17 protein-coding genes are annotated in these 19,322 nt (G+C 72.9%); 6 read left to right on the forward strand and 11 right to left on the reverse strand.

Features of this window, described 5'->3' with window-relative positions:
- Nucleotides 1-18 precede the first annotated feature (18 nt).
- The 3 genes from IO29_RS33925 to IO29_RS33935 all read right to left on the reverse strand — a co-directional run bounded on the left by IO29_RS33925 (nucleotide 19) and on the right by IO29_RS33935 (nucleotide 2,760).
- Nucleotides 19-876 carry a Cof-type HAD-IIB family hydrolase gene (locus IO29_RS33925; protein WP_030379210.1) on the reverse strand — a complete coding sequence of 286 codons (858 nt, stop codon included), beginning with the start codon at nucleotides 874-876 and terminating at the stop codon, nucleotides 19-21.
- Between the two features lie 113 nt (nucleotides 877-989).
- Nucleotides 990-1,841 (reverse strand): polysaccharide deacetylase family protein, encoded by an 852-nt coding sequence (locus IO29_RS33930; RefSeq protein WP_051848720.1) that lies wholly within the window; start codon nucleotides 1,839-1,841, stop codon nucleotides 990-992.
- A 28-nt stretch (nucleotides 1,842-1,869) separates the two neighbouring features.
- Nucleotides 1,870-2,760 (reverse strand): glycoside hydrolase family 11 protein, encoded by an 891-nt coding sequence (locus IO29_RS33935; protein ID WP_037840765.1) that lies wholly within the window; start codon nucleotides 2,758-2,760, stop codon nucleotides 1,870-1,872.
- A 381-nt stretch (nucleotides 2,761-3,141) separates the two neighbouring features.
- Here IO29_RS33935 and IO29_RS33940 point away from each other — a divergent pair, with 381 nt between their 5' ends.
- From IO29_RS33940 to IO29_RS33950, 3 genes are all read left to right on the forward strand, one after another.
- Complete coding sequence (locus IO29_RS33940; protein WP_030379493.1) at nucleotides 3,142-3,366, forward strand: hypothetical protein; 225 nt, start codon at nucleotides 3,142-3,144, stop codon at nucleotides 3,364-3,366.
- Nucleotides 3,367-3,449: 83 nt separating this feature from the next.
- Nucleotides 3,450-5,987, forward strand: coding sequence for an ATP-binding SpoIIE family protein phosphatase (locus IO29_RS33945; protein WP_051707519.1), 2,538 nt, complete (start codon nucleotides 3,450-3,452; stop codon nucleotides 5,985-5,987).
- Nucleotides 5,988-6,158: 171 nt separating this feature from the next.
- On the forward strand, nucleotides 6,159-8,087 hold the full coding sequence (locus IO29_RS33950) for an N-acetylmuramoyl-L-alanine amidase (protein WP_030379495.1): 1,929 nt from the start codon (nucleotides 6,159-6,161) through the stop codon (nucleotides 8,085-8,087).
- Between the two features lie 72 nt (nucleotides 8,088-8,159).
- Here the strand turns inward: IO29_RS33950 and IO29_RS33955 are convergent, their stop codons facing one another.
- Entirely contained in the window at nucleotides 8,160-9,056 is an 897-nt protein-coding gene (locus IO29_RS33955; RefSeq protein ID WP_030379496.1) for an RNA polymerase sigma-70 factor, read from the reverse strand.
- Between the two features lie 107 nt (nucleotides 9,057-9,163).
- Complete coding sequence (locus IO29_RS33960) at nucleotides 9,164-9,637, reverse strand: carboxymuconolactone decarboxylase family protein (protein ID WP_030379497.1); 474 nt, start codon at nucleotides 9,635-9,637, stop codon at nucleotides 9,164-9,166.
- A 275-nt stretch (nucleotides 9,638-9,912) separates the two neighbouring features.
- Between IO29_RS33960 and IO29_RS35855 the strand changes: the two genes are divergently transcribed.
- Together IO29_RS35855 and IO29_RS33970 are read left to right on the forward strand one after the other, a co-directional pair.
- Nucleotides 9,913-10,824, forward strand: coding sequence for a DUF305 domain-containing protein (locus tag IO29_RS35855; protein ID WP_158709313.1), 912 nt, complete (start codon nucleotides 9,913-9,915; stop codon nucleotides 10,822-10,824).
- A gap of 258 nt (nucleotides 10,825-11,082) precedes the next feature.
- The gene (locus IO29_RS33970) at nucleotides 11,083-12,924 is read left to right on the forward strand and encodes an arabinofuranosidase catalytic domain-containing protein (RefSeq protein ID WP_030379499.1); all 1,842 of its coding nucleotides are present in this window, start codon (nucleotides 11,083-11,085) and stop codon (nucleotides 12,922-12,924) included.
- A gap of 95 nt (nucleotides 12,925-13,019) precedes the next feature.
- On the opposite strand, the gene IO29_RS33975 is transcribed toward IO29_RS33970, so the two are convergent.
- From IO29_RS33975 to IO29_RS34000, 6 genes are all read right to left on the reverse strand, one after another.
- Nucleotides 13,020-13,778, reverse strand: a complete 759-nt coding sequence (locus tag IO29_RS33975; protein ID WP_030379500.1) for an ABC transporter ATP-binding protein — start codon at nucleotides 13,776-13,778, stop codon at nucleotides 13,020-13,022.
- 8 nt (nucleotides 13,779-13,786) lie between these two features.
- Nucleotides 13,787-15,460 (reverse strand): benzoylformate decarboxylase, encoded by a 1,674-nt coding sequence (gene mdlC / locus IO29_RS33980; protein WP_078618244.1) that lies wholly within the window; start codon nucleotides 15,458-15,460, stop codon nucleotides 13,787-13,789.
- Nucleotides 15,457-16,263 carry an ABC transporter permease gene (locus IO29_RS33985; protein ID WP_234307494.1) on the reverse strand — a complete coding sequence of 269 codons (807 nt, stop codon included), beginning with the start codon at nucleotides 16,261-16,263 and terminating at the stop codon, nucleotides 15,457-15,459. Before IO29_RS33985 ends, mdlC begins: the two co-directional genes overlap by 4 nt.
- Nucleotides 16,260-17,072 carry an ABC transporter permease gene (locus tag IO29_RS33990; protein WP_030379503.1) on the reverse strand — a complete coding sequence of 271 codons (813 nt, stop codon included), beginning with the start codon at nucleotides 17,070-17,072 and terminating at the stop codon, nucleotides 16,260-16,262. The genes IO29_RS33985 and IO29_RS33990 overlap by 4 nt, the downstream gene beginning before the upstream one ends.
- 26 nt (nucleotides 17,073-17,098) lie before the next feature.
- Nucleotides 17,099-18,025: an ABC transporter substrate-binding protein gene (locus tag IO29_RS33995; protein ID WP_030379504.1), complete on the reverse strand. Its 927-nt coding sequence runs from the start codon at nucleotides 18,023-18,025 to the stop codon at nucleotides 17,099-17,101.
- 156 nt (nucleotides 18,026-18,181) lie between these two features.
- Entirely contained in the window at nucleotides 18,182-18,961 is a 780-nt protein-coding gene (locus tag IO29_RS34000) for an SDR family NAD(P)-dependent oxidoreductase (protein WP_030379505.1), read from the reverse strand.
- Nucleotides 18,962-19,106: 145 nt separating this feature from the next.
- Between IO29_RS34000 and IO29_RS39175 the strand changes: the two genes are divergently transcribed.
- Entirely contained in the window at nucleotides 19,107-19,283 is a 177-nt protein-coding gene (locus IO29_RS39175; RefSeq protein WP_199806938.1) for a hypothetical protein, read from the forward strand.
- Nucleotides 19,284-19,322: the final 39 nt, after the last annotated feature.

Consider the following 19,322-nt stretch of genomic DNA (forward strand, 5'->3'; position numbering starts at 1 on the left):
CGCCGCCGGCGGTGTCGGTCAGGCCGGGCCCAGCAGGGCGGCGAGCGTGGTGACCACGCCGTTCTCGGTGTGCGCGGGCGCCTGGTGGCGGGCACGGAGCTTGATCTCGGGGTGGGCGTTGGCCATGGCGAACGACCAGGTCGCCGTGTCGAGCATCTCCAGGTCGTTGAGGTAGTCCCCGAAGACCACCGTCTGCTCCGGCGTGATGCCGAGGCGCCGCTGGAGACCGCGCACGGCGGCGCCCTTGTTGGCGGTCGGGTTCATCACGTCGGTCCAGTGCTCGCCGGAGAGGACGACCTGGTGGGTGAGTCCGTACCGCTTCAGCGCGGGCGCGGTGCCCTCCTCGGCCCGGCCGAAGTCGTAGAAGGCGAGCTTGATGAGGTCGTCGTCGACGGCGGTGACGTCCTCGACCTGCTCCAGGCGCGCGTAGTACTTGCGTACCTCGGCGAGGAAGGCGGCGTCGGTGCGCTCGACGTAGGCGGACTTCTTCCCGCACACCACCGTGCCGACGTCGACCCCCTGAGCGGGCAGCTCCCGCATCGTGCCGACCACCTCGGCGACGACGTCGCGGTCCAGCACGTCGGAGCTGAGCTCATGGCCGTCCCGGACGACATAGGTGCCGTTCTCGGCGATGAAGACCGTACCGGCGGCGGCCCGCCGGAACTGCTCCCGCAGGGTGGCGTACTGGCGTCCGCTGGCGGGGCAGAAGACGATGCCGCGCCGTTCCATCCGGCTCAGCAGCGGCCAGAACTCCTCGGGTATGCGGCCCTCGCTGTCCAGCAGGGTGCCGTCCATGTCGGTGACGACGAGCCGGATGTCGGGCCGGGCCTCGGACAGCGGGGGGAGCGGGGGCGTCGGATGGTGCGGGGAGGTCATGAATGTCCTGAGCAGGGCGGGTGTGTGGTCCTCCAGTGTAGTGAGGGACGTTTGCGGAGGCCGGAGGGGGTGCGAAGGGCTCCGCGCACGGTGAGTGCGCGGAGCCCGGGGGGTCAGGACGTGGTGCAGGAGACCGTCGGCCAGGTCCAGCTTCCGTTGGTCTGGATGGTGACGCCCCAGTTGTCGCCGCTGCCGTTCGGTTTGGCGGTGAGCACCTGCGCGCTGGGGTAGCTCGCGCTGATGTTCCAGGTGGAGAGGATCTTCTCGGGGGAGGGCACGTTCATCGTGACCGTCCAGTTGCTGGAGCCGCTGACGGAGACGTTGAGGTTGTAGATGCGCGGGATCGCCGCGAGGGTGTTGGCGGGCCACTCGTGCATGAGGATGACCTGCCCGTTGCCGAGCCGGTTCACCGCCTGCACGATCGCGTCGGTGCTCGCGCCGTTCCAGTCCTGCGAGTCGACGTCCCAGATGACCTCGGTCAGCCCGTACTTGGCCTCGACCGCCTTCAGCGTGGAGTTGGTCTCCCCGTACGGCGGCCGGAACAGCTTCGGCGTGCCGCCGCCGGCGTTGGCGATGGCCTGCTGGGTCCGTGACACCTCCGAGTCGATCGCCGACTGGCTCTGCTGGATCAGATGCGGGTGGGTGTAGCTGTGGTTGCCCACCCACATGCCCGCGTTGACCTCGGCCGCCACCTGGGAGGGGTACGAGGCGGCGTACTGGCCCTCGTTGAACATGGTGGCCCGCAGCCCGTTCTGCTTGAGGGCGTTGAGCACGGCCGGGGTGTGGTCGTTGGACGGGCCGTCGTCGAAGGTGAGTCCGACGTACCCGTTGCAGGTGGCGGCCTGCGACGGGGCCGCGTCGATCACCGCCGTACCCGCCACGGCCAGCGCGACGACCGCCAGCCTGGCGACCAGGGAACGCAGCGCCGGTGGTGCCGTGGTTCTCAGTGGTGCCGTGGTTCTCATGGGGACCTCCTCTCCGTTCCGGTCGCGGTCAGCTCGCCGAGCAGCTGACGGTGGGCCAGGTCCAGGTGCCGTTGGTCTGGATGGTGACGCCCCAGTTGTTGCCGCTGCCGTTCGGTTTGGCGGTGAGCACCTGCGAACTGGGGTAACTGGCGCTGATGTTCCAGGTGGAGAGGATCTTCTCGGGGGAGGGCACGTTCATCGTGACCGTCCAGTTGCTGGAGCCGCTGACGGAGACGTTGAGGTTGTAGCCGCTGCTCTGGTAGCCCTCGGTCGCCAGGATCATGTAGTGGTTGAGGGTGCCGAGCGGCATGCCGTGGGACTGCCAGGCGTCGAAGTGGTTGCCGGTGGTGATGGTGCCGCCGGTGCGCTTGGACTGCCGGACGCTCCAGTACTGGTTGAAGGTCTTGTTGTCGCCCTCGATGGAGGGCGCGTTGGTGCGGGTCGTCTCGTAGATGTCGTACGTGCCGCCGTCGCTCGTGACCGTGCCCTTGTAGTTGCCGGTGGGCCGGTAGGTGCCCCAGTTGTCGACGATGTAGTACTCGACGAGCGGGTTCGACGACCAGCCGTAGAGCGACAGATAGGCGTTGCCGGACGGGTTGAAGCTGCCCGAGTAACTGACGGCCTTGCGGCTGCCGTTGCTCCAGCCCTTGCCCGCGACGAAGTTCCCGGTGTTCCGCCACGAGGTGCTGTAGTTCCCGCCGGACCCGGTGTTCATGGAGACGGTGCCGGGGCTGTCGGTCCAGAACGAGTAGTAGTAACCGCCGCTGGTGCCGGTCTGGTTCGAGGTGATCGTGTCGGCACTCGCGGTGCCGGACAGCATCAGCGAGGCCACGGCGGCCAGGGCGACGGCCCAGGCTGCCCTGACGAGCAGGGTGAGGCGGCCGCCTGCGCGGCCTCTGGGATGGACGAGCGCGTTCATGTCGGTTGCGTCCTCCTGCGGATCGGCTGGTGTGGGGGGTGGGCGGCGCCGGCACGGCCCGTGGGGCTCTCAACGGCGAACAGTGTTGGCCTGACCTTGTCAACTGTCAATAGTTTCGGTGTCGTTAACGAAAGCTTCGAGAGTTTCGGGGGTGCGAAGAAGGGTGTACGTGCTGGTCATGGCCAATGATGAGGAGGGCGCCTCGAAAGTCATACTTAACGCCGTGGGGCGTGGGGTGGCACCGAGTGCCGTATGTCCGAAACTTTCGGGGCTTCCTGTGTCACGGTGCCGGGCGCCTTCCGGACTGTCGGGGGCGGTGCGTGGAAACGTGTCGGGGCAGGGAACGATGGGGTGAGGAAACGGGCGGGGTGAGGGAGCGCGGTGAGCGAGCGTCAGGACCGGGAGTGGACTGCCATGACGCCCGGCGACTTCGACCGGGAGGCACCGCTGCGCCTGAACGTGGGCACCGGGCCCACCCCCGTACCGGCCGAGCCCGACGAGTACGGCACCGCGCCCCTGTTCGGCGACGAGGCGCCGGCCCGGCCTCCGGCGCCCCGGCCGGCCGGACGCCGGACCGTCCGCGTCGAACAGGACCGGCTGTTCTAGCGGCACCGACCGACCGCTCCGGCTCCGTCGGCCGCCGACCTGCCCGAAAGGTCCGCAAGGCCCGTCGCGCCTATATTGGCCTGGTGATCGGTCGTCTGGATTTCCTGTACGCCGCCGACGACAGTGTCACCGACAGTGACGTGCTCCGGCTCGCCGTGCAGCACGCGATGGCGGAACTGGGCGCCCTGGGCGGATGCGTTCATGTGCGGGGGAGCGGGGGAGAACTCCACCTCGTGTCCTCGGCGGGTCTGCCCGCGGTGTCCGTACGGGCCTGGGAGGTGCTGCCCGGTGACAGCGCCTCCGCGACGGCGCGGGCGGTGGGCTGCGACGGGCGCGCGTGGGACCCGCCCGGCAGCCGGCCCGCCGACGCCGTGCTGCCGCCGGCCGGCGCGGCCGGCCGGGTCGCCGTCCCGCTGCACGGCGCGGAAGGGCGGGTCGGCGCCCTGACCCTGCTGACCGGCCGCCGCCGGGAGCCCTCGGCCGAGGAGTGGCGGTTCCTGCGCCAGGTCGCCGACTGGGTCCACGACCGGCTCACCGCCTGGCCCCTCCCGGACCCGCCGGCCCGCATCCCGGCGACGAACCCCGCCGACCCCACGGCCCCCGCCCCCACCGACGCACGGGAACTCGCCCGCGCCCTCTGGAACGCCGAGGACGCCCTCCTCCGCGTCGACACCGCCTGGCGGGTCACCGCCGCCAACCCCGCCGCCCGTGCCCTGCTCGGTCACCCGGACGGGCCCACCGCCGTCGGCCGGGTCCTGTGGCAGGAGCCCGGCCCCTGGCAGCCGCCGGACGCCGAGGAGCGGTGCCGTCTCGCCGTCGCCCGCGGGCGCGCCGCAGGTTTCGACGCCGTGCTGCCGGCCACCGGACGCTGCCACCACGTACGGGTGCTGCCCGCGCCCGGCGGCGCCGTCCTGCACGTCATGGAGGCGGGCGCGTGGCGGCGCCGGCAGGCCGACGAGGTGGCCGCCATCCGCGGCTCCGCCGAACGGGCCCGCAGCACCGTCGAGCTGACCACCGCACTGGCCGCCGCACGCACGTCCCAGGACGTGGTCACGGCGGTGGCCGAGCGCGTACTGCCGCCCTTCGCGGCCCACGGCCTGCTCGTCCTCGTCCGGGAGGGCGACCGCCTCGCGTACATCGGCTCCGTGGGCTACCCCCGGTCCTTCCTGGACGACATGGGCGGCACCCGGGGCATGACCATGACCGGCCGCCTGCCCGCCGAACGGGCGCTCCTGCGCGACGAGCCCCTGTTCTACGCGTCCCGCGAGGAGTGGCTGGCCGACAACCCCGGCGACGACCGGCCGCCCAGCACCAAACAGGCCTGGGCGTTCCTGCCGCTCACGGCCTCGGGGCGCACCTTCGGCGTCTGCGTCATGGCGTTCGACACCGAGCGCCGCCTCACCCCCGAGGAACGCACCCTGCTCCTCACCATCAGCGCCCTGGTGGCCCAGGCGCTGGAGCGGGCCCGGCTGTCCGACGCCGAACTCACCCGCTCCCGCGAGCTCCAGCGCGATCTGCTGCCCCGGCACCTGCCCCGGCTGCGCGAGGCGACCGCCACGGCCCGCTATGTGCCGGCCGGACAGGGCTCGGACGTGGGCGGCGACTGGTACGACCTCATCCCGCTCTCGGCCGGGCGGGTCGCCCTGGTGTGCGGGGACGTGATGGGACACGGACTGTCCGAGGCGGCCACGATGGGCCGGCTGCGCACGGCGACGCACACCCTGGCCGCCCTCGAACTGCCGCCGGACGAACTGATGGGCCACCTCAACGACATCGTCGCGGAGATCGGCCCCGACGCCTACGCCACCTGCCTCTACACGCTGTACGACGCCACCACCGGCACCTGCACCGTGGTCCGGGCCGGCCATCCGCCCCCGCTGGTGGTGCACCCGGACGGCCGCACCGCCTACCCGGACGTCCCCGACAACCCGCCACTGGGCGGCGCCCGGCCGCCGTTCGAGACGGCGGACCTGACGTTGCCGGCCGACAGTCTGCTGCTCCTCTACACCGACGGCCTGGTCGAGTCGGCGCAGCGGGACATCGACGAGGGCATGGCCGCGCTCGCCCGGCTGGCGGCCGCCGCCGACCGCACCGACCTCGACCGGCTCGCGGACCATCTCGTCGCCCGGCTCCTGCCCGGCGGGCAGCCCGCCACGGACGACGCCGCGCTCCTCGTGGCCTGTCTGCACGCGCTGCCCCGGGCGGACGTGGCGTCCTGGCAACTGCCCGACGGTCCCCGGGCGGCCGGCGAGGCGCGCCGACACGTACGGGAGCAGCTGGCGACCTGGCATCTGGACGACCTGTCCGTGACGACGGAACTGCTCGCGAGTGAACTCGTCGGGAACGTGGTCCGGCACGCCAAGGGCCCCATCGGCTTCCGGCTGCTGCGCACCGGCGCCCTGGTGTGCGAGGTGTCCGACGCCAGCCTCACCATGCCGCGCGTCCGGCGTGCCTCGGAGACCGACGAGGGCGGCCGGGGGCTGCAATTGGTGAGTGTGCTGGCCGAGCGGTGGGGCAGCCGGTTCACGCCCGACGGCAAGACCATCTGGACCGAGCAGCCGCTGACACCGTCGCCCGAGACGGTCGCCGAGGCACTGCTCTCCCTGGCGGACGCGGACTGACGCCGCGGCACCCGCGTACGGGTGCGCCGTGCGGGGCGGCAGGGGCGGCGGCCGAACGTGTACAGTCCCTGGCGCACGCCAACAACCCTGCTCCACCCCCGTGTTCACGGTGCGCGGTGCGACGGCGACGGCGTGCCGACCCCCACGAGCACACGGAAGCCAGGTACCGCAGTGCATGAGCGCAAGCCGCGTTGGCGGCTGCCCCTGACCGTCACGGCCGGCCTGCTGGCCGCCACCGGACTCGCCACCGCCCCGCCCCTCGCCCTCGCGTCGTCCACGGAGTCCTCGGGGTCCTCGGCCAACGCGACCGCGCAGAGCCAGGACGCCACCCGGCAGAGCGCCTTCGCGCGGGCCGCGGCGGAGTACCACGTGCCCCTGCCCGTCCTGCTCGCCGTCGCCTACCACGAGTCCGCGTGGGACGCGCCCGAGGGCGAGCACAGCACCAGCGGCGGCTACGGCCTCATGCATCTCACCGATGTGACGCCGAAGATGATGGCCGCGGGCGAGGCGGGCGCGGCCGGCCGCGCCGACGCCAAGAAGCTGGCCGCCGACCCGGCCCTGCACACCCTCGACGCGGCGGCCGACCTGACGGGCATGTCGTCCGGCGCGCTGCGCGACGACGAGGACGCCAACATCCGCGGCGGCGCCGCCCTGCTCGCCTCCTACGCCAGGGCCACCGTCGGTGACACCCCGTCCGACCCCGGCAAGTGGTACGCCGCCGTGGCCCGTTACAGCGGCTCCCAGGACGAGCGCGCCGCCCGCGCCTTCGCCGACCGGGTCTTCGCCACGATCCGCGGCGGCGCCGCCGAGACCACCGGGGACGGCCAGCGCGTACGGCTGTCCGCCGCACCGGACGTCAAGCCCGCCACCGGCCAGCTCGCCGTGCTGGACCTGAAGAAGACGGCCGCGGACGACACCGAGTGCCCGGCGGAGCTCGACTGCTCCTTCGTCGCGGCGGCATCGGCCAACGGCCAGGTCTCCGACCGGCCCGCCAACGGCATCCGGATCGACTCCATCGTCATCCACGACACCGAGTCGTCCTACGAGTCGGCCATCAACACCTTCCAGCAGCCGGGCGGCGGTTCGGCGCACTACGTCATCCGCTCCTCGGACGGCGCCGTGACCCAGATGGTGCCCACCAAGGACCTCTCCTTCCACGCGGGCAACTACTCGGCCAACATGCACTCCCTCGGCATCGAGCACGAGGGGTACGCCGCCTCCGGGGGCACCTGGTACACCCAGACCGAGTACGAGACCAGCGCCGCCCTCGTCAGATACCTGGCCGACCGCTTCGACATCCCGCTGGACCGGCAGCACATCATCGGCCACGACAACGTGGCCGGCCCCAGCTCCGCCCTCGTCTCCGGCATGCACTGGGACCCGGGCCCGTCCTGGGACTGGCAGCGCTTCATGCGCCTGGTCGAGGCCCCGGCCGACGGCAAGCACGGCGTCGGCCCGGTCGGCACGGCCGTGACGATCACCCCTGGCTACGCGGACAACGAGCAGACCGTGCGGGTGTGCCCGTCCGACGACCCCACGGGGAACACGCCGGAGTGCACCGAGCGCACCCAGCCGTCCAACTTCGTGTATCTGCGCACCGCGCCCAGCGACACCGCCCCGCTCTTCGGCGACCAGGCCCTGCACGCCGACGGCGTCGGCACCGACCGTGTCAACGACTGGGGCAGCACCGCGCAGGCCGGTCAGCAGTTCGTCGTCGCCGGGCGCGAGGGCGACTGGACGGCCATCTGGTTCAGCGGCGAGAAGGTGTGGTTCCACAACCCGCACGGCTGCAACACGACCCCCGCCCACGACGTGACGCTGGTCGGCGCGGCCGGCACCTCGCCGGTGGCGGTGTACGGGTCGAGCTACCCGGACGCCGACGAGTACCCCGACGGCCTCTCGCCCTCCACCCAGGCCCCGCTCAGCGCCTACCGGGTGCCGCCCGGCCAGGCCTACGTGGCCACCGCGCAGGCCGAGCCCACCGACGACTACTTCCCCTCCAGTGGCCGGGTCGTGACCGGCGGCAAGAAGATGTACACCATCCAGTACAACCACCGCACGGCCCTGGTGTACGAGGGTGACGTGACCGCCGGGAAGTGACGGCACACCGGCACCGACCGGGCCCCTCGCCCCCGCACCCGCGGCGGGCGAGGGGCCCGTTCCGTTCGCCCCTCAGCCGTCCAGCGAGGCCACGTACGGCGCCAGCTTCTCCGGGTTGAGGATCCACAGGAGCCGGTCGATGCCGTCCGCGCGGGCGTCGATCGACAGCAGCGCCTTCGCCGTCCCCTCGGACGAGACCAGCACCGCCGGACGCCCGTTGGCCTCCACCCACCGCACCTCGGCATCGGGCCAGAAGCGCGGCGCGAAGGCCACCATGACCTTCGACACATGGGTCCGCCCGACGATCGGGATGCGCGCCGCGTTGCGGATGCCGCCGCCGTCGGAGTAGTGCACGACGTCGGCGGTGAGGACCCGCTCCAGCGCCGCCAGGTCGCCCGTCCGTGCCGCGGCCACGAACACCTCGAGCAGCCTCCGGTGCTCCGCCGGGCTCACCCGCTCCCGGCGCTCGGCGGCCAGATGCCTGCGCGCCCGGCTCACCAGCTGGCGGGCGTTGGCCTCACTGGTCTGAAGGATCTCCGCGACCTGCCGGTGCGGGTAGTCGAAGGCCTCCCGGAGCACGTACGCGGCCCGCTCGAGGGGGTTCAGCTTCTCCAGCAGGAAGAGCACCGCCAGCTCGACGGCCTCGGCGCGCTCCGCGCCCACCTGCGGGTCCGCCCGGGTGTCGAGCGGCTCGGGCAGCCATGGGCCGATGTAGGTCTCCCGCCGTGCCTGGGCGGACGTGGCCCGGTTGATGGCGAGCCGGGTGGTGACGGTGGTCAGGAACGCCGCCGGTTCACGGACGCCCGTACGGTCGGTGTTCTGCCAGCGCACCCAGGCGTCCTGGAGGATGTCCTCCGCCTCGGCCGAGCTGCCGAGCATGCGGTAGGCGATGCCGAACAACTGCGGCCGCGCCGCGAGGAACTGCCGGGTCGCCCGGTCCAGGGAATCGGCCTCGGCCTCGGTCTGCATGCTCGTCCCTTCCGGCGGCGGGGCGCCCATGCTATCGCCGCCCCGCCGGCACACGCGCGGGAGCCGCCCCCGGACCCGGGACGGCTCCCACGCGTTGCGAGTGCCGCTCAGCCGAACTGCCCGGGCTGGTAGCCGCCGGCCGGCTGCTGGTTGATCACGTTGATGCGGTTGTAGGCGTTGATGACGGCGATGAGCGAGATCAGCGCCACCAGCTGCTCCTCGTCGTAGTGCTTCGCGGCGCGCGCCCAGGCGTCGTCGGTGACGCCGCCGGAGGCGTCGGCGAGGCGCGTGCCCTGCTCCGTCAGCTCCAGTGCGGCCCGCTCCGCCTCGGTGAACACCGTGGCCTCGCGCCAGGCGGCCACCAGGTTGAGCCGCACGGAGGTCTCCCCGGCGGCGGCGGCGTCCTTGGTGTGCATGTCGGTGCAGAACCCGCACCCGTTGATCTGGCTGGCGCGGATCTTCACCAGCTCCTGGGTGGCGGCCGGCAGCCCGGCGTCCGAGGCCGCCTTCCCCGCCGAGTTGATGTGCTTCAGCACCTTGCCGCCGAGCGCACTGCCGAAGTAGTCGAGCCGCGATTCCATGGTGAACTCCTGGTCGAGTAGCCGGTTACACACTGCTGACCGGACAGGCCCACGGGATGTGACACGCCTCCGGGAAGAAATCCGAATGGGTGCCGTGGGCGGGCGGGGCACGGGCGGTCTGCGTACGTTCGGTGACGAGCGCGTCACCCTGTGATGCGGGCCTCTCGGCCCGCCGCGGGCGGAGGACGCGGCTCCGGGCCGGTTGCCGGTCCGTTCCCCATCCCGCCCGCGCAGGGGAGTCGCCCCCGCGCCGGCCCGGCGGAAGGTTCATGGAAGTGGCGATATCCCTTGCCCGGCGCGTCACGGTGGTGGCGGCGTGTACGGCGTCCCTGGTTCTCACGGGTGGTCCGGCGGCGTGGAGCGTGCCCGCCGCCACCGTCGTCGCGGCCCCGCACGGCGGCCCGGCCCCGCGCGGCGGTGACACCGAGGACCGTGCGCCGATGCCGGCGGACCCGATGGCCTACGAGTTCGGCCGGACCCTGGCGTCACTGGACGTGGAGGAGCTCGAGACGACGTTCCTCGCCCAGATCGTCGCCCAGTACCGGACCGTCGTCGACATGGCGCGGCTCGAGGTCGAACGCGGCGCCGACGCCGCCGTCCGCGACCGGGCCAGGGCCATGGTCACCGACCGCGGGCAGCAGGCCGAGCAGTGCGAGAAGTGGCTGCACGACTGGTACGGCATGACGCCGGAGCAGGCCATGGACAAGGCGCCGGCGAAGGCCCGCGAGCAGATGGCCGCGCTGCGGCAGGGCATGGCGCGGATGACCGACGACCTGCGCAAGGTCGACAAGGGCGAGAAGTTCGACACCGAGTTCGCGCGCCGGATGGTCTCCCTGCACTCCGCCGCCGCCGTCGAATACTCCGAACCGCAGGTGCGCGCCACGCACCCGGAGCTGCGCGCGGCGGCGGCCTCCGGCATGAACTCCCAGCTCGCCGGGGTCACCGAACTGATCGGCTGGCTGACCGGCCAGGTCGCCGACGCCCAGGACAGGGGGGCGCTGCCCACGACCCCGCAGACGCCCCAGGCCCCGGTGCCCCAGGGCGCGGCGCACGCCGGCGCCGGCGGCACCCAGGGGCCGGCCGCCCCGCTGACGGCGGCCGCCGGCGGCGCGCTGCTCGCGGTGGGCGGCGGCTTCGCTCTGACGCTGCTGCGCCGCAGGCGCGCGACCGTGCGGCAGCGGGGCTGAGCCCGGCCGCGCTCCGGCCGCTCCCGACCGGAAGGGAGCGGCCGGAACGCGGTACCTCGGACACCGCGCTCAACAAATCGAGACACATGCAAAAGTCTGTACAAGCTCAAAGCAACAAATCTTGACGAGAACAATCGCCGCGCGTACGTTCCGCAACGGCCGCAGGTGCGTGAATTCGGCCTGCCCGCCCACCCGTTGGAAGCTCCGCCCCCACCTTCCGCCGAGGAGTGCGCCGTGCACGGAACGAGACGTATTGTCATGCTCAGAACCAGAGTGCGGGGGCGGCTGCTGTCCCTCCTCGCCGTCCTCGGACTCGCCCTGGGCGCCCTGGTCGGCCTGCCCGGGGCGGCCCAGGCCGCCGGTTCGCTGCCGTGCGACCTCTACGGCGACGCCGGCACCCCCTGCGTCGCCGCGCACAGCACCGTGCGCGCCCTGTTCTCCTCGTACGACGGCCCCCTGTACCGGGTCACGCGCGTCTCGGACGGCGCCGCCACCGACATCGGGCTGCTGGCGCCGGGCGGTTACGCCGACGCCGGGCGCCAAGACACCTTCTGCGGCGGCACGAGCTGCCGTATCACCCGGATCTACGACCAGACCTCGCGCCACAACGACCTCAACCCCGGCCCCGCGGGCACCGCCGGCATGGGCGCGGACCGCGGCGCCGACGCCAGCGAACTCGCCGTCACCGCCGGCGGTCACAAGGTGTACGGCATCTTCACCTCGCCCGGCGTCGGCTACCGCTCCACGGGCGCCGCCTCCGGTGTCGCGGTCAACGGGCAGCCCGAGGGCGTCTACATGGTGGCCAGCGGCACCCACGTCGGCTCCGCCTGCTGCTTCGACTACGGCAACGCCGAGAGCACCCCGGCCGACACCGGCAACGGTCACATGGACGCCGTGTCCATCGCCACCACCTGCTACTTCGCGCCCTGCACCGGCTCCGGGCCGTGGGTCGAGGCCGACCTGGAGAACGGCATGTTCCAGGGCGACAACGGCTCCAACACCGCCAACCGCGGCAACAACAGCACCTACGTCACGGCCGTGCTGAAGAACAACGGGCAGACCCGGTACGCGCTCAAGGGCGGCAACTCGCAGTCCGGCGGGCTGACCACCTGGTGGGACGGCGGACTGCCCACCCGCGGCGGCTACCAGCCCATGCACCAGGAGGGCGGCATCATCCTGGGCACCGGCGGTGACAACAGCAACTGGAACATGGGCACGTTCTTCGAGGGTGCGATGGTCTCGGGCTACCCGAGCGACGCCGTCGAGAACGCGGTCCAGGCGAACATCGTCTCCGTCGGCTACTCCGGCCAGACCAACGTGCCCAACGGCCCCCAGGGCACCATCACCGGGCCCGGCGGCAAGTGCGTCGACGTGGCCGCCGACGACACCGGGGTCAACGGCGCCGCCGTGCAGCTGTGGGACTGCCAGTCCTACGCGGAGGACCAGCACTGGACCCACAACCCCGACGGCTCCCTCTCCACGCTCGGCCGGTGCCTGGACATCGAGAACAACGGCACGGCCAACGGTGCCAAGCTGGAGCTGTGGGACTGCAACGGGGTGGGCGGCCAGAAGTGGGTGCGGCAGGCGGACGGTTCGCTGCGCAACCCGCAGTCCGGGCGGTGCCTGGACTCGCCCAGCGGCGCCACCGGCAACGGCACCCGGTTGCAGATCTACGACTGCAACGGCTCGGCCGCGCAGAAGTTCTCGGTCGACGCCGGTTCACCGGTGGCCGGTCCGGGGAGCAAGTGCGTGGACGTCGCCGCCGACGACACCGGGGTGAACGGCACCGCCGTGCAGCTCTGGGACTGCCAGAGCTGGGCCGTCGACCAGCACTGGTACCACGCCTCCGACACCTCGCTGCGCACCCTGGGCCGGTGCCTGGACATCGAGAACAACGGCACGGCCAACGGTGCCAAGGTCGAGCTGTGGGACTGCAACGGGGTGGGCGGCCAGAAGTGGGTGCAGCAGGCGGACGGTTCGCTGCGCAACCCGCAGTCCGGGCGGTGCCTGGACTCGCCCAGCGGCGCCACGGCCAACGGCACGCGGCTCCAGATCTACGACTGCAACGGTTCGGCCGCGCAGAAGTTCGCACTGGGGTGACGGTCGCCGTGTGAGCCGGGGTACGGCGCCGTCCGGGCGTCGTGCCCCCGTCATGCGTATCTCCGTCATGCGTGTCCCCGTCGGGCGTGCCGCGCTCAGTCGCCCGACCCCGCACGCACCGCGCGGCCCACCTTGGCGCGCAGGGCGACGAACGCGTCGGAGCCGCGGGTGGCGATCTGGTCACGCTCGCCCGGGAGTTCGACCGGGAGGTCCAGGACGATGTGGGCGGCAGGGCCGGGCGAGAGGACGACCACCCGGTCGCCGACGTAGACGCTCTCGTCGATGTCGTGGGTGACCAGGACCGTCGTCGTGCCGTCGGCGCGGTGCACCTGGAGGAGCAGATCCTCCAGATCCTCCCGGGTCTGCGCGTCCAGCGAGCCGAAGGGCTCGTCCAGGAGCAGCAGGGCCGGACGGCACACCAACGCCCTGGCCAGCGCCACGCGTTGCTGCATACCGCCGGAGAGCTGCCAGGGATGCCGGCGGGCGGCGTCGGACAGGCCGACCCGCTCCAGCATCCGCGTGGCCTCGGCGCGCCGCTCGGTGCGGCGCAGGCCGCGGCGGCGCAGCGGCAGGGCGACGTTGTCCAGGACCGTCAGCCAGGGCAGCAGCGAGCGGCCGTAGTCCTGGAAGACGACCGCCAGCCGGTCGGGGACCCCGATGACCGGCTCGCCGTCCAGGCTGATCGTGCCCTCCGTCGCGGGCAGCAGCCCGGCGATGGTGCGCAGCAGTGTGGACTTGCCGCAGCCCGACGGGCCCGCCACGCACAGGAGTTGCCCGTCGGGCACGGTGAGGGTGAGGTCGCGCAGCACACGTTGGTCGCCGTAACACCGGCCGAGGGAGTCGAGACGCAGCATGCCGGGCCTCACCCGGCCCAGGGGTCGGTGTAGAGCGCCTCGCCGGTGTCGGCGATCCGCAGGTGCAGCAGTCGCGGGCCGTCGTCGTCGTCCTCGTCCGCCGCGGCCAGCACCCGGTCCAGGGCGGCCGGCAGCCCGGCGGGGTCCTCCGCGTACTCCGCCGGGCAGCCGAAGGCCGCGGCCAGGGCCGGGAAGTCGACGCCCCCGATCTCCGTGCCGGGCACCGGGGCGACGCCGATACGGCGGCCCAGGCCGCGCACGGCCGCGTACCCGCCGTTGTCCAGGACGACGTAGCTGACGGGCGCCCGGTGGCGGGCGGCGGTCCACAGTGCCTGGACCGAGTAGAGCGCGGACCCGTCGCCGAGCACGCACACCACCCGCCGCCGGTCCGCCAGCGCCCGCCCCACGGCCAGCGGCAGCCCCCAGCCGAGGGCCCCGCTGCCGGTGGTGAGGAACCCGCCCGGGGCCTCGACGGGCACGCGCGCGTGGAGCGCGTCCCGGTGACTGGGCGTCTCCTCGACGAGGACCCGGTCCCGGGGCAGCCGGGCGCGCAGCGCGTCGAAGACGTACTCCGCGGTGAGCGCGTCCCCCGGCGCGGCCGGGGCCGGTGCGGGGCGGGGCGGAGGCGGTTCCCGGTCGGCGGGTTCCAGCAGTGTGGTGAGTTGGGCGAGCGCGGTCCTGAGCGTGGTGACGACGCTGGTGCCGGTGGGCAGCCAGGCCGCCTGTGCCGGATCGCAGTCCAGGTGGAACAGCTCGGTCCCCGGCCGCAGCGGCGGACCGTCCCCGGCCACGTGGTACGTGAACACCGGCGCCCCGAGCGCGACCACCACGTCGTACGCGGCGAGGCGGTCGGCCAGTTGCCCGGGGACCGGCGGCAGGAAGCCCTGGAAGAGGGGGTGCCGTTCGGGGAAGCCGGAGCGGCCGGAGAGCGGGCTGATCCACACCGCCGCCCGGGTCCGCTCGGCCAGCGCGACGGCCTCGGGGAGCGCCCCCTCGTCGTCCACGCCGGGACCGACGACCAGTGCGGGGCGGGCGCACCCGGAGAGGCGGGCGGCCACCGCGGACAGCGCGGCCGGGTCCGCGGTGAAGCCGCTGTGCACCGTGCGCGGGAGGACGGGCTCCGCCGGCCGGTCCCAGTCGTCCTCGGGGACGGAGACGAACACCGGCCCGCGCGGCGGTGTCGACGCGATGCGGTGGGCCTCGGCCAGCACGGCGGGCACATCGGCGGCGCGCTCGGGCTGCCGGGAGAACTTCACGTACGGGCGCGGGAAGCGGGCCGGTTCGTCCGCGCCGAGGAACGGCCGGAGCTGGAGCAGGGAGCGCGACTGCTGGCCGGCGACGATCACCAGCGGGACGCGGTCGCGGTAGGCGTTGAAGACGGCGCCGAGCGCGTGTCCGACGCCGCCGGCCGAGTGCAGGCTGACGAAGGCGGCGCACCCGGTGCCCAGGGCGTGGCCCGCGGCCATGGCGACCGCCGTGGACTCCTGGAGGCCCAGGACGTAGGCGAAGTCCTCGGGCCAGTCGCGGAACATGCGCAGTTCCGTCGAGCCGGGGTTGCCGAAGACGGTCGTCATGCCGGTGTCGCGCAGGAAGCCCGTGACGGCCTCCCGCACGGTGGTGCCGCGCGGGGGAGTGCGCGCCCCGTCGGCGCCCCCGGTGGTCCCGTCCGCCGTGCCGCTCATACGCTTCTTCCCCCGTTCCTCTCCCCGCCGCCGAGGAGCCGTCCCTCCGCCGCCAGCAGGCCGGTGTTGAGCAGATGACCGAGCACGCCGAGCAGGAGCAGCACCGCCCACACGGTGAGCAGGTCCGAGCGCGACTGTGCGTCGGTGAGGGCGAAGCCGATGCCGTTCGCGGTGCCCGGCAGCAGCTCCGAGAAGACCATGAGGATGAGGCAGAGCGACAGGCTCAGCCGCAGCCCCGCGAAGATCCGCGGCAGCGCGGAGGGCAGCAGCAGGAACCACAGCCGCTCCAGCGGGGTCAGCCGCAGCACCGCGGCCACGTCCAGCCGCAGCGGGTCCGTGGCACGGGCGCCCTCCGCCGTGTTGACCAGCACCGGCCAGAGGGCGCTGAACGCGATCGACGCGAGCTGCATCGGCGTGCCGAAGTCGAACACGACGACGAACACGGGCACCAGGGCAGGCGGCGGGACCGCCCGCGCGAACTGGAGCACCGGGTCGCACAGCGCGTAGACCCGCGGTGAGCGGCCGACCGCCATGCCCAGCGCGATCCCGGCGACGGCCGCCAGCAGGAACCCGGCGCCCAGCCGGCCGAGGCTCGGCAGGATGTCGTCGACGGCGGCGCGGGTGAGGAACACGTGCCGGACGGGCCCGGAGAACCACAGGTCGTAGGCGTGCCGGACGATACGGACCGGCGGCGGGAAGTAGACGCTGCGGTGGGCCACGGTGACCGCCTGCCAGCCGGCCGCGGCGAGCACGGGCACCCCCAGCCGGAGCAGGAGACCGCGCGGCCCGCCCCCGCCGCTCACGCGTCCGCCGCCCGGCGGTGGTCCGGCGTCCACGGGAACAGCCGGCGCTCCGCCCACACCAGGACGCCGTTGAGGACGAGCCCCAGCGCGCCCGCCCAGACCACCCCGGCCAGGACGTCACGGGTGCCGTCGGTGGCGAGCTGCGCCTGGGCGATGAAGATGCCGAGCCCCTGCCCGAACCCGGACAGCAGCTCCGTCGCCACCGCCAGGATGAGCGCGACCGCCGCCGAGATGCGCACCCCCGCCGCGACGAACGGCGCCGTCCCGGGCAACTCCACGCGCAGCAGCACCGCGAGCCGCCCGAAGCCGAAGGCGCGCAGGGTGTCCTTGGCGAGCGGGTCCGCCTCGGCGAGGCCGTACACCGTGTTGAACAGGACCGGCCACACGCACGCGTAGGTGATCAGCGCGACCTCGGTACGGGTGCCCGTGCCGAGGAGCAGCGAGACGAGCGGGATCAGTGCCACGGAGGGCAGCGGGCGCAGGAACTCCACCAGGGTCCGCACGGCGGCTCCGACCAGCGGCAGGCTGCCCAGCAGCAGCCCCAGCGGGACGGCGATCGCGCAGGCCAGGCCGAGCCCGTACGCCCAGGCCCGCAGGGTGGCGCCGACGCCGTCGAGGAAGACGGGGTCGCCCGCCAGCCGGACGGCCCGCGCCACGACCTCCGAGGCCGGCGGGAGGTAGGCGCGGCGCACGATCCCGGCGCGGCCCAGCACCTCGCAGATCCCGAAGGCGAGCAGCACGCCGAGCACACCGAGTCCGTGCCGCCGGGCCCGGCTCATGCCGAGTCCGAACCGCCGGGCCCGGCTCATGCCGAGTCCGTGCCGCCGGGCCCCGCTCACTTGACCAGCAGGGTCGCCGGGTCCAGCGGCTTCTTCAGCAGGCCCTGCTTCGACATCAGCGCGGTCAGCCGGCGCAGTTGCGCGGGATCGGTGGCGGTGGCGTAGGAGGGCAGTGCCATGGACGTGGCCTGGGCCGCGGTGACCTTGGTGTACTGGGGCAGTTCGGCGCGTACGGCGTCGGGGTCCTCGGCGGCGATCTTCGAAGCCGCGCGGATCGCCCGCTGGAACGCGGCGGCGGCCTTGGCGTGCCCGTCGGCGTACTTCCCGGTGGTGACGTAGCCGCTGATGGGCAGCGAGGAGACGGGCGCCGTCCCGCCGTCGATCAGCACCCGCGCCTTGACCTGTTCCCGGATGGCGCTGTCGAAGGGCTCGACCGCGTGCACGGCGTCGACCTGGTGCCGTTCCAGCGCGGGACCCATCTGCGGGAAGGCGATCTGCCGGTAGACGGGACGGCCGAGGCCCTGCTTGTCGAGGATGGCGTCGAGGGTCAGCGACTGGATGTTGTTGAGGATGTTGACCGCGACCTTCCTGCCCTTCAGATCGGCGGCGCTCCTGATGTCCGAGTCCTCCGGCACCAGGACGTCCATCATGTGCGGGGCCACCCGTACGCCCTCGCTGACGATGCGCAGATCGAGGGTGCCCTTCTCGTCGGCCTGGAGGAAGGTGACGTAGTTGGCGCCGGCGATCACGTCGACCTGGCCGTTCTTCAGCGCGGGCAGGGCCTGGATGCTCTGCTGCACTGGCTGGATGGTGACGTCCAGCCTCTCCTTGGTGAACAGCCCCCGGTCGCGGGCGAGATACAGCGCGGCGACGTCGGTGAGCGGCAGCGCGGCCACGGTGATCCTCTCGTGGCCGCCGGACGACTTCGACCCGCCGCCCCCTCCGTCGTCGCCGCAGGCCGCGAGGGACAGCGCGAGTACCACTGCCGCCGCTGCCGGTTTCCCCCAAGTTCCCCGTAAGTGACGTGACGTCATGGACAGCATGCCTACCAGACACGTGTCATGAACACCATCAATCGGGCGGGGCGGAACGCCGCGCCCCGGGGAAAGACCGGGCAAAGAGGTCGCGCCCGCGGCCGCTCAGTGGACCGAGAACCCGCCGTCGACGAAGAGCGACTGCCCGGTGACGTAGGCGGAGGCCGGACCGGCGAGGAAGACGGCCGCGCCCGCGAAGTCCTCGGCCAGACCATTGCGTCCGGTCATCGTGCGCGCGGCGAGCGCCTCGGTCTTCTCCGGGTCGGACGACAGCCGCGCGTTGAGCGGGGTCATCACGAAACCCGGCACGAGCGTGTTGCACGTGACGCCGTACGGCGACCAGGCCTCGGCCTGTGAGCGGGCCAGCGACTCCAGCGCCCCCTTGGAGACCCCGTAGGCACCGCTCTGCACGAAGGCCCGGTGCGCCTGCTGCGAGGTGACATGGATGATCCGCCCGAAGCCGCGCTCGGCCATGCCGGGTCCGAACCGCTGCCCGAGCAGGAAGGGCGCCTCCAGGTTCACCGCCATGGTGGTGTCCCACACCTCCGTGTCCAGCTCGCCCATCGGGGGCCGCAGATTCACCCCCGCGCAGTTGACGAGGATGTCCGGCTCGCCGAAGATCCCGGCGGCCTCCTCGGCGGCCGTGCGCACCCCGGCGCGCCCACCCAGGTCGGCGCTCACCCACGCCGCCCGGCAGCCGTCGGCCGCCAGCTCCTCCACGGTGCCGGCCAGCTTCGCCTCGTCCCGTGCCACGACCACCACCCGGGCCCCCGCCCGCGCCAGCGCCCCGGCGATCGCGCGCCCGATCCCGGAGCTCCCGCCGGTCACCACGGCGACCCGGTAGTCCAGTGCGAACATGGCGGAGAGGTAGTCCCTGGAGCTCATGCGCGCAGCCTAACCGGGTACGGCTGTGCGTACGCCCGGCGGCGGCTGTGGGGAAAGTGTCCCCGGAGTGTCGAGCAGGCATTAACTCGGGATATTTGAGGGTGAGTTGAGAGTCCTACCCGGAGTAACAAGATCGAATTGCCGTATGAACCCTTCGCAGGACGCCCTCGAGCGGGCACGTCTGGACTATGAGAACCACCTCGAGACGTGCCGGCAGTGCGCTCAGGACCGGGTGCCGTGCGCCGCGGCGAAACACCTGCGGCGGCTCTACAACAACCTCGGCAGAGCGGCCAACACCGAACGGGCCCGCCACCGCCCCTGAAGGGCGACGGCGGGTCCGTTCCGTTCGCCGGTGACCGGG

Origin of the sequence: Streptomyces sp. NRRL F-6676, assembly GCF_000725625.1 — a bacterium.
Classification (GTDB): domain Bacteria; phylum Actinomycetota; class Actinomycetes; order Streptomycetales; family Streptomycetaceae; genus Streptomyces.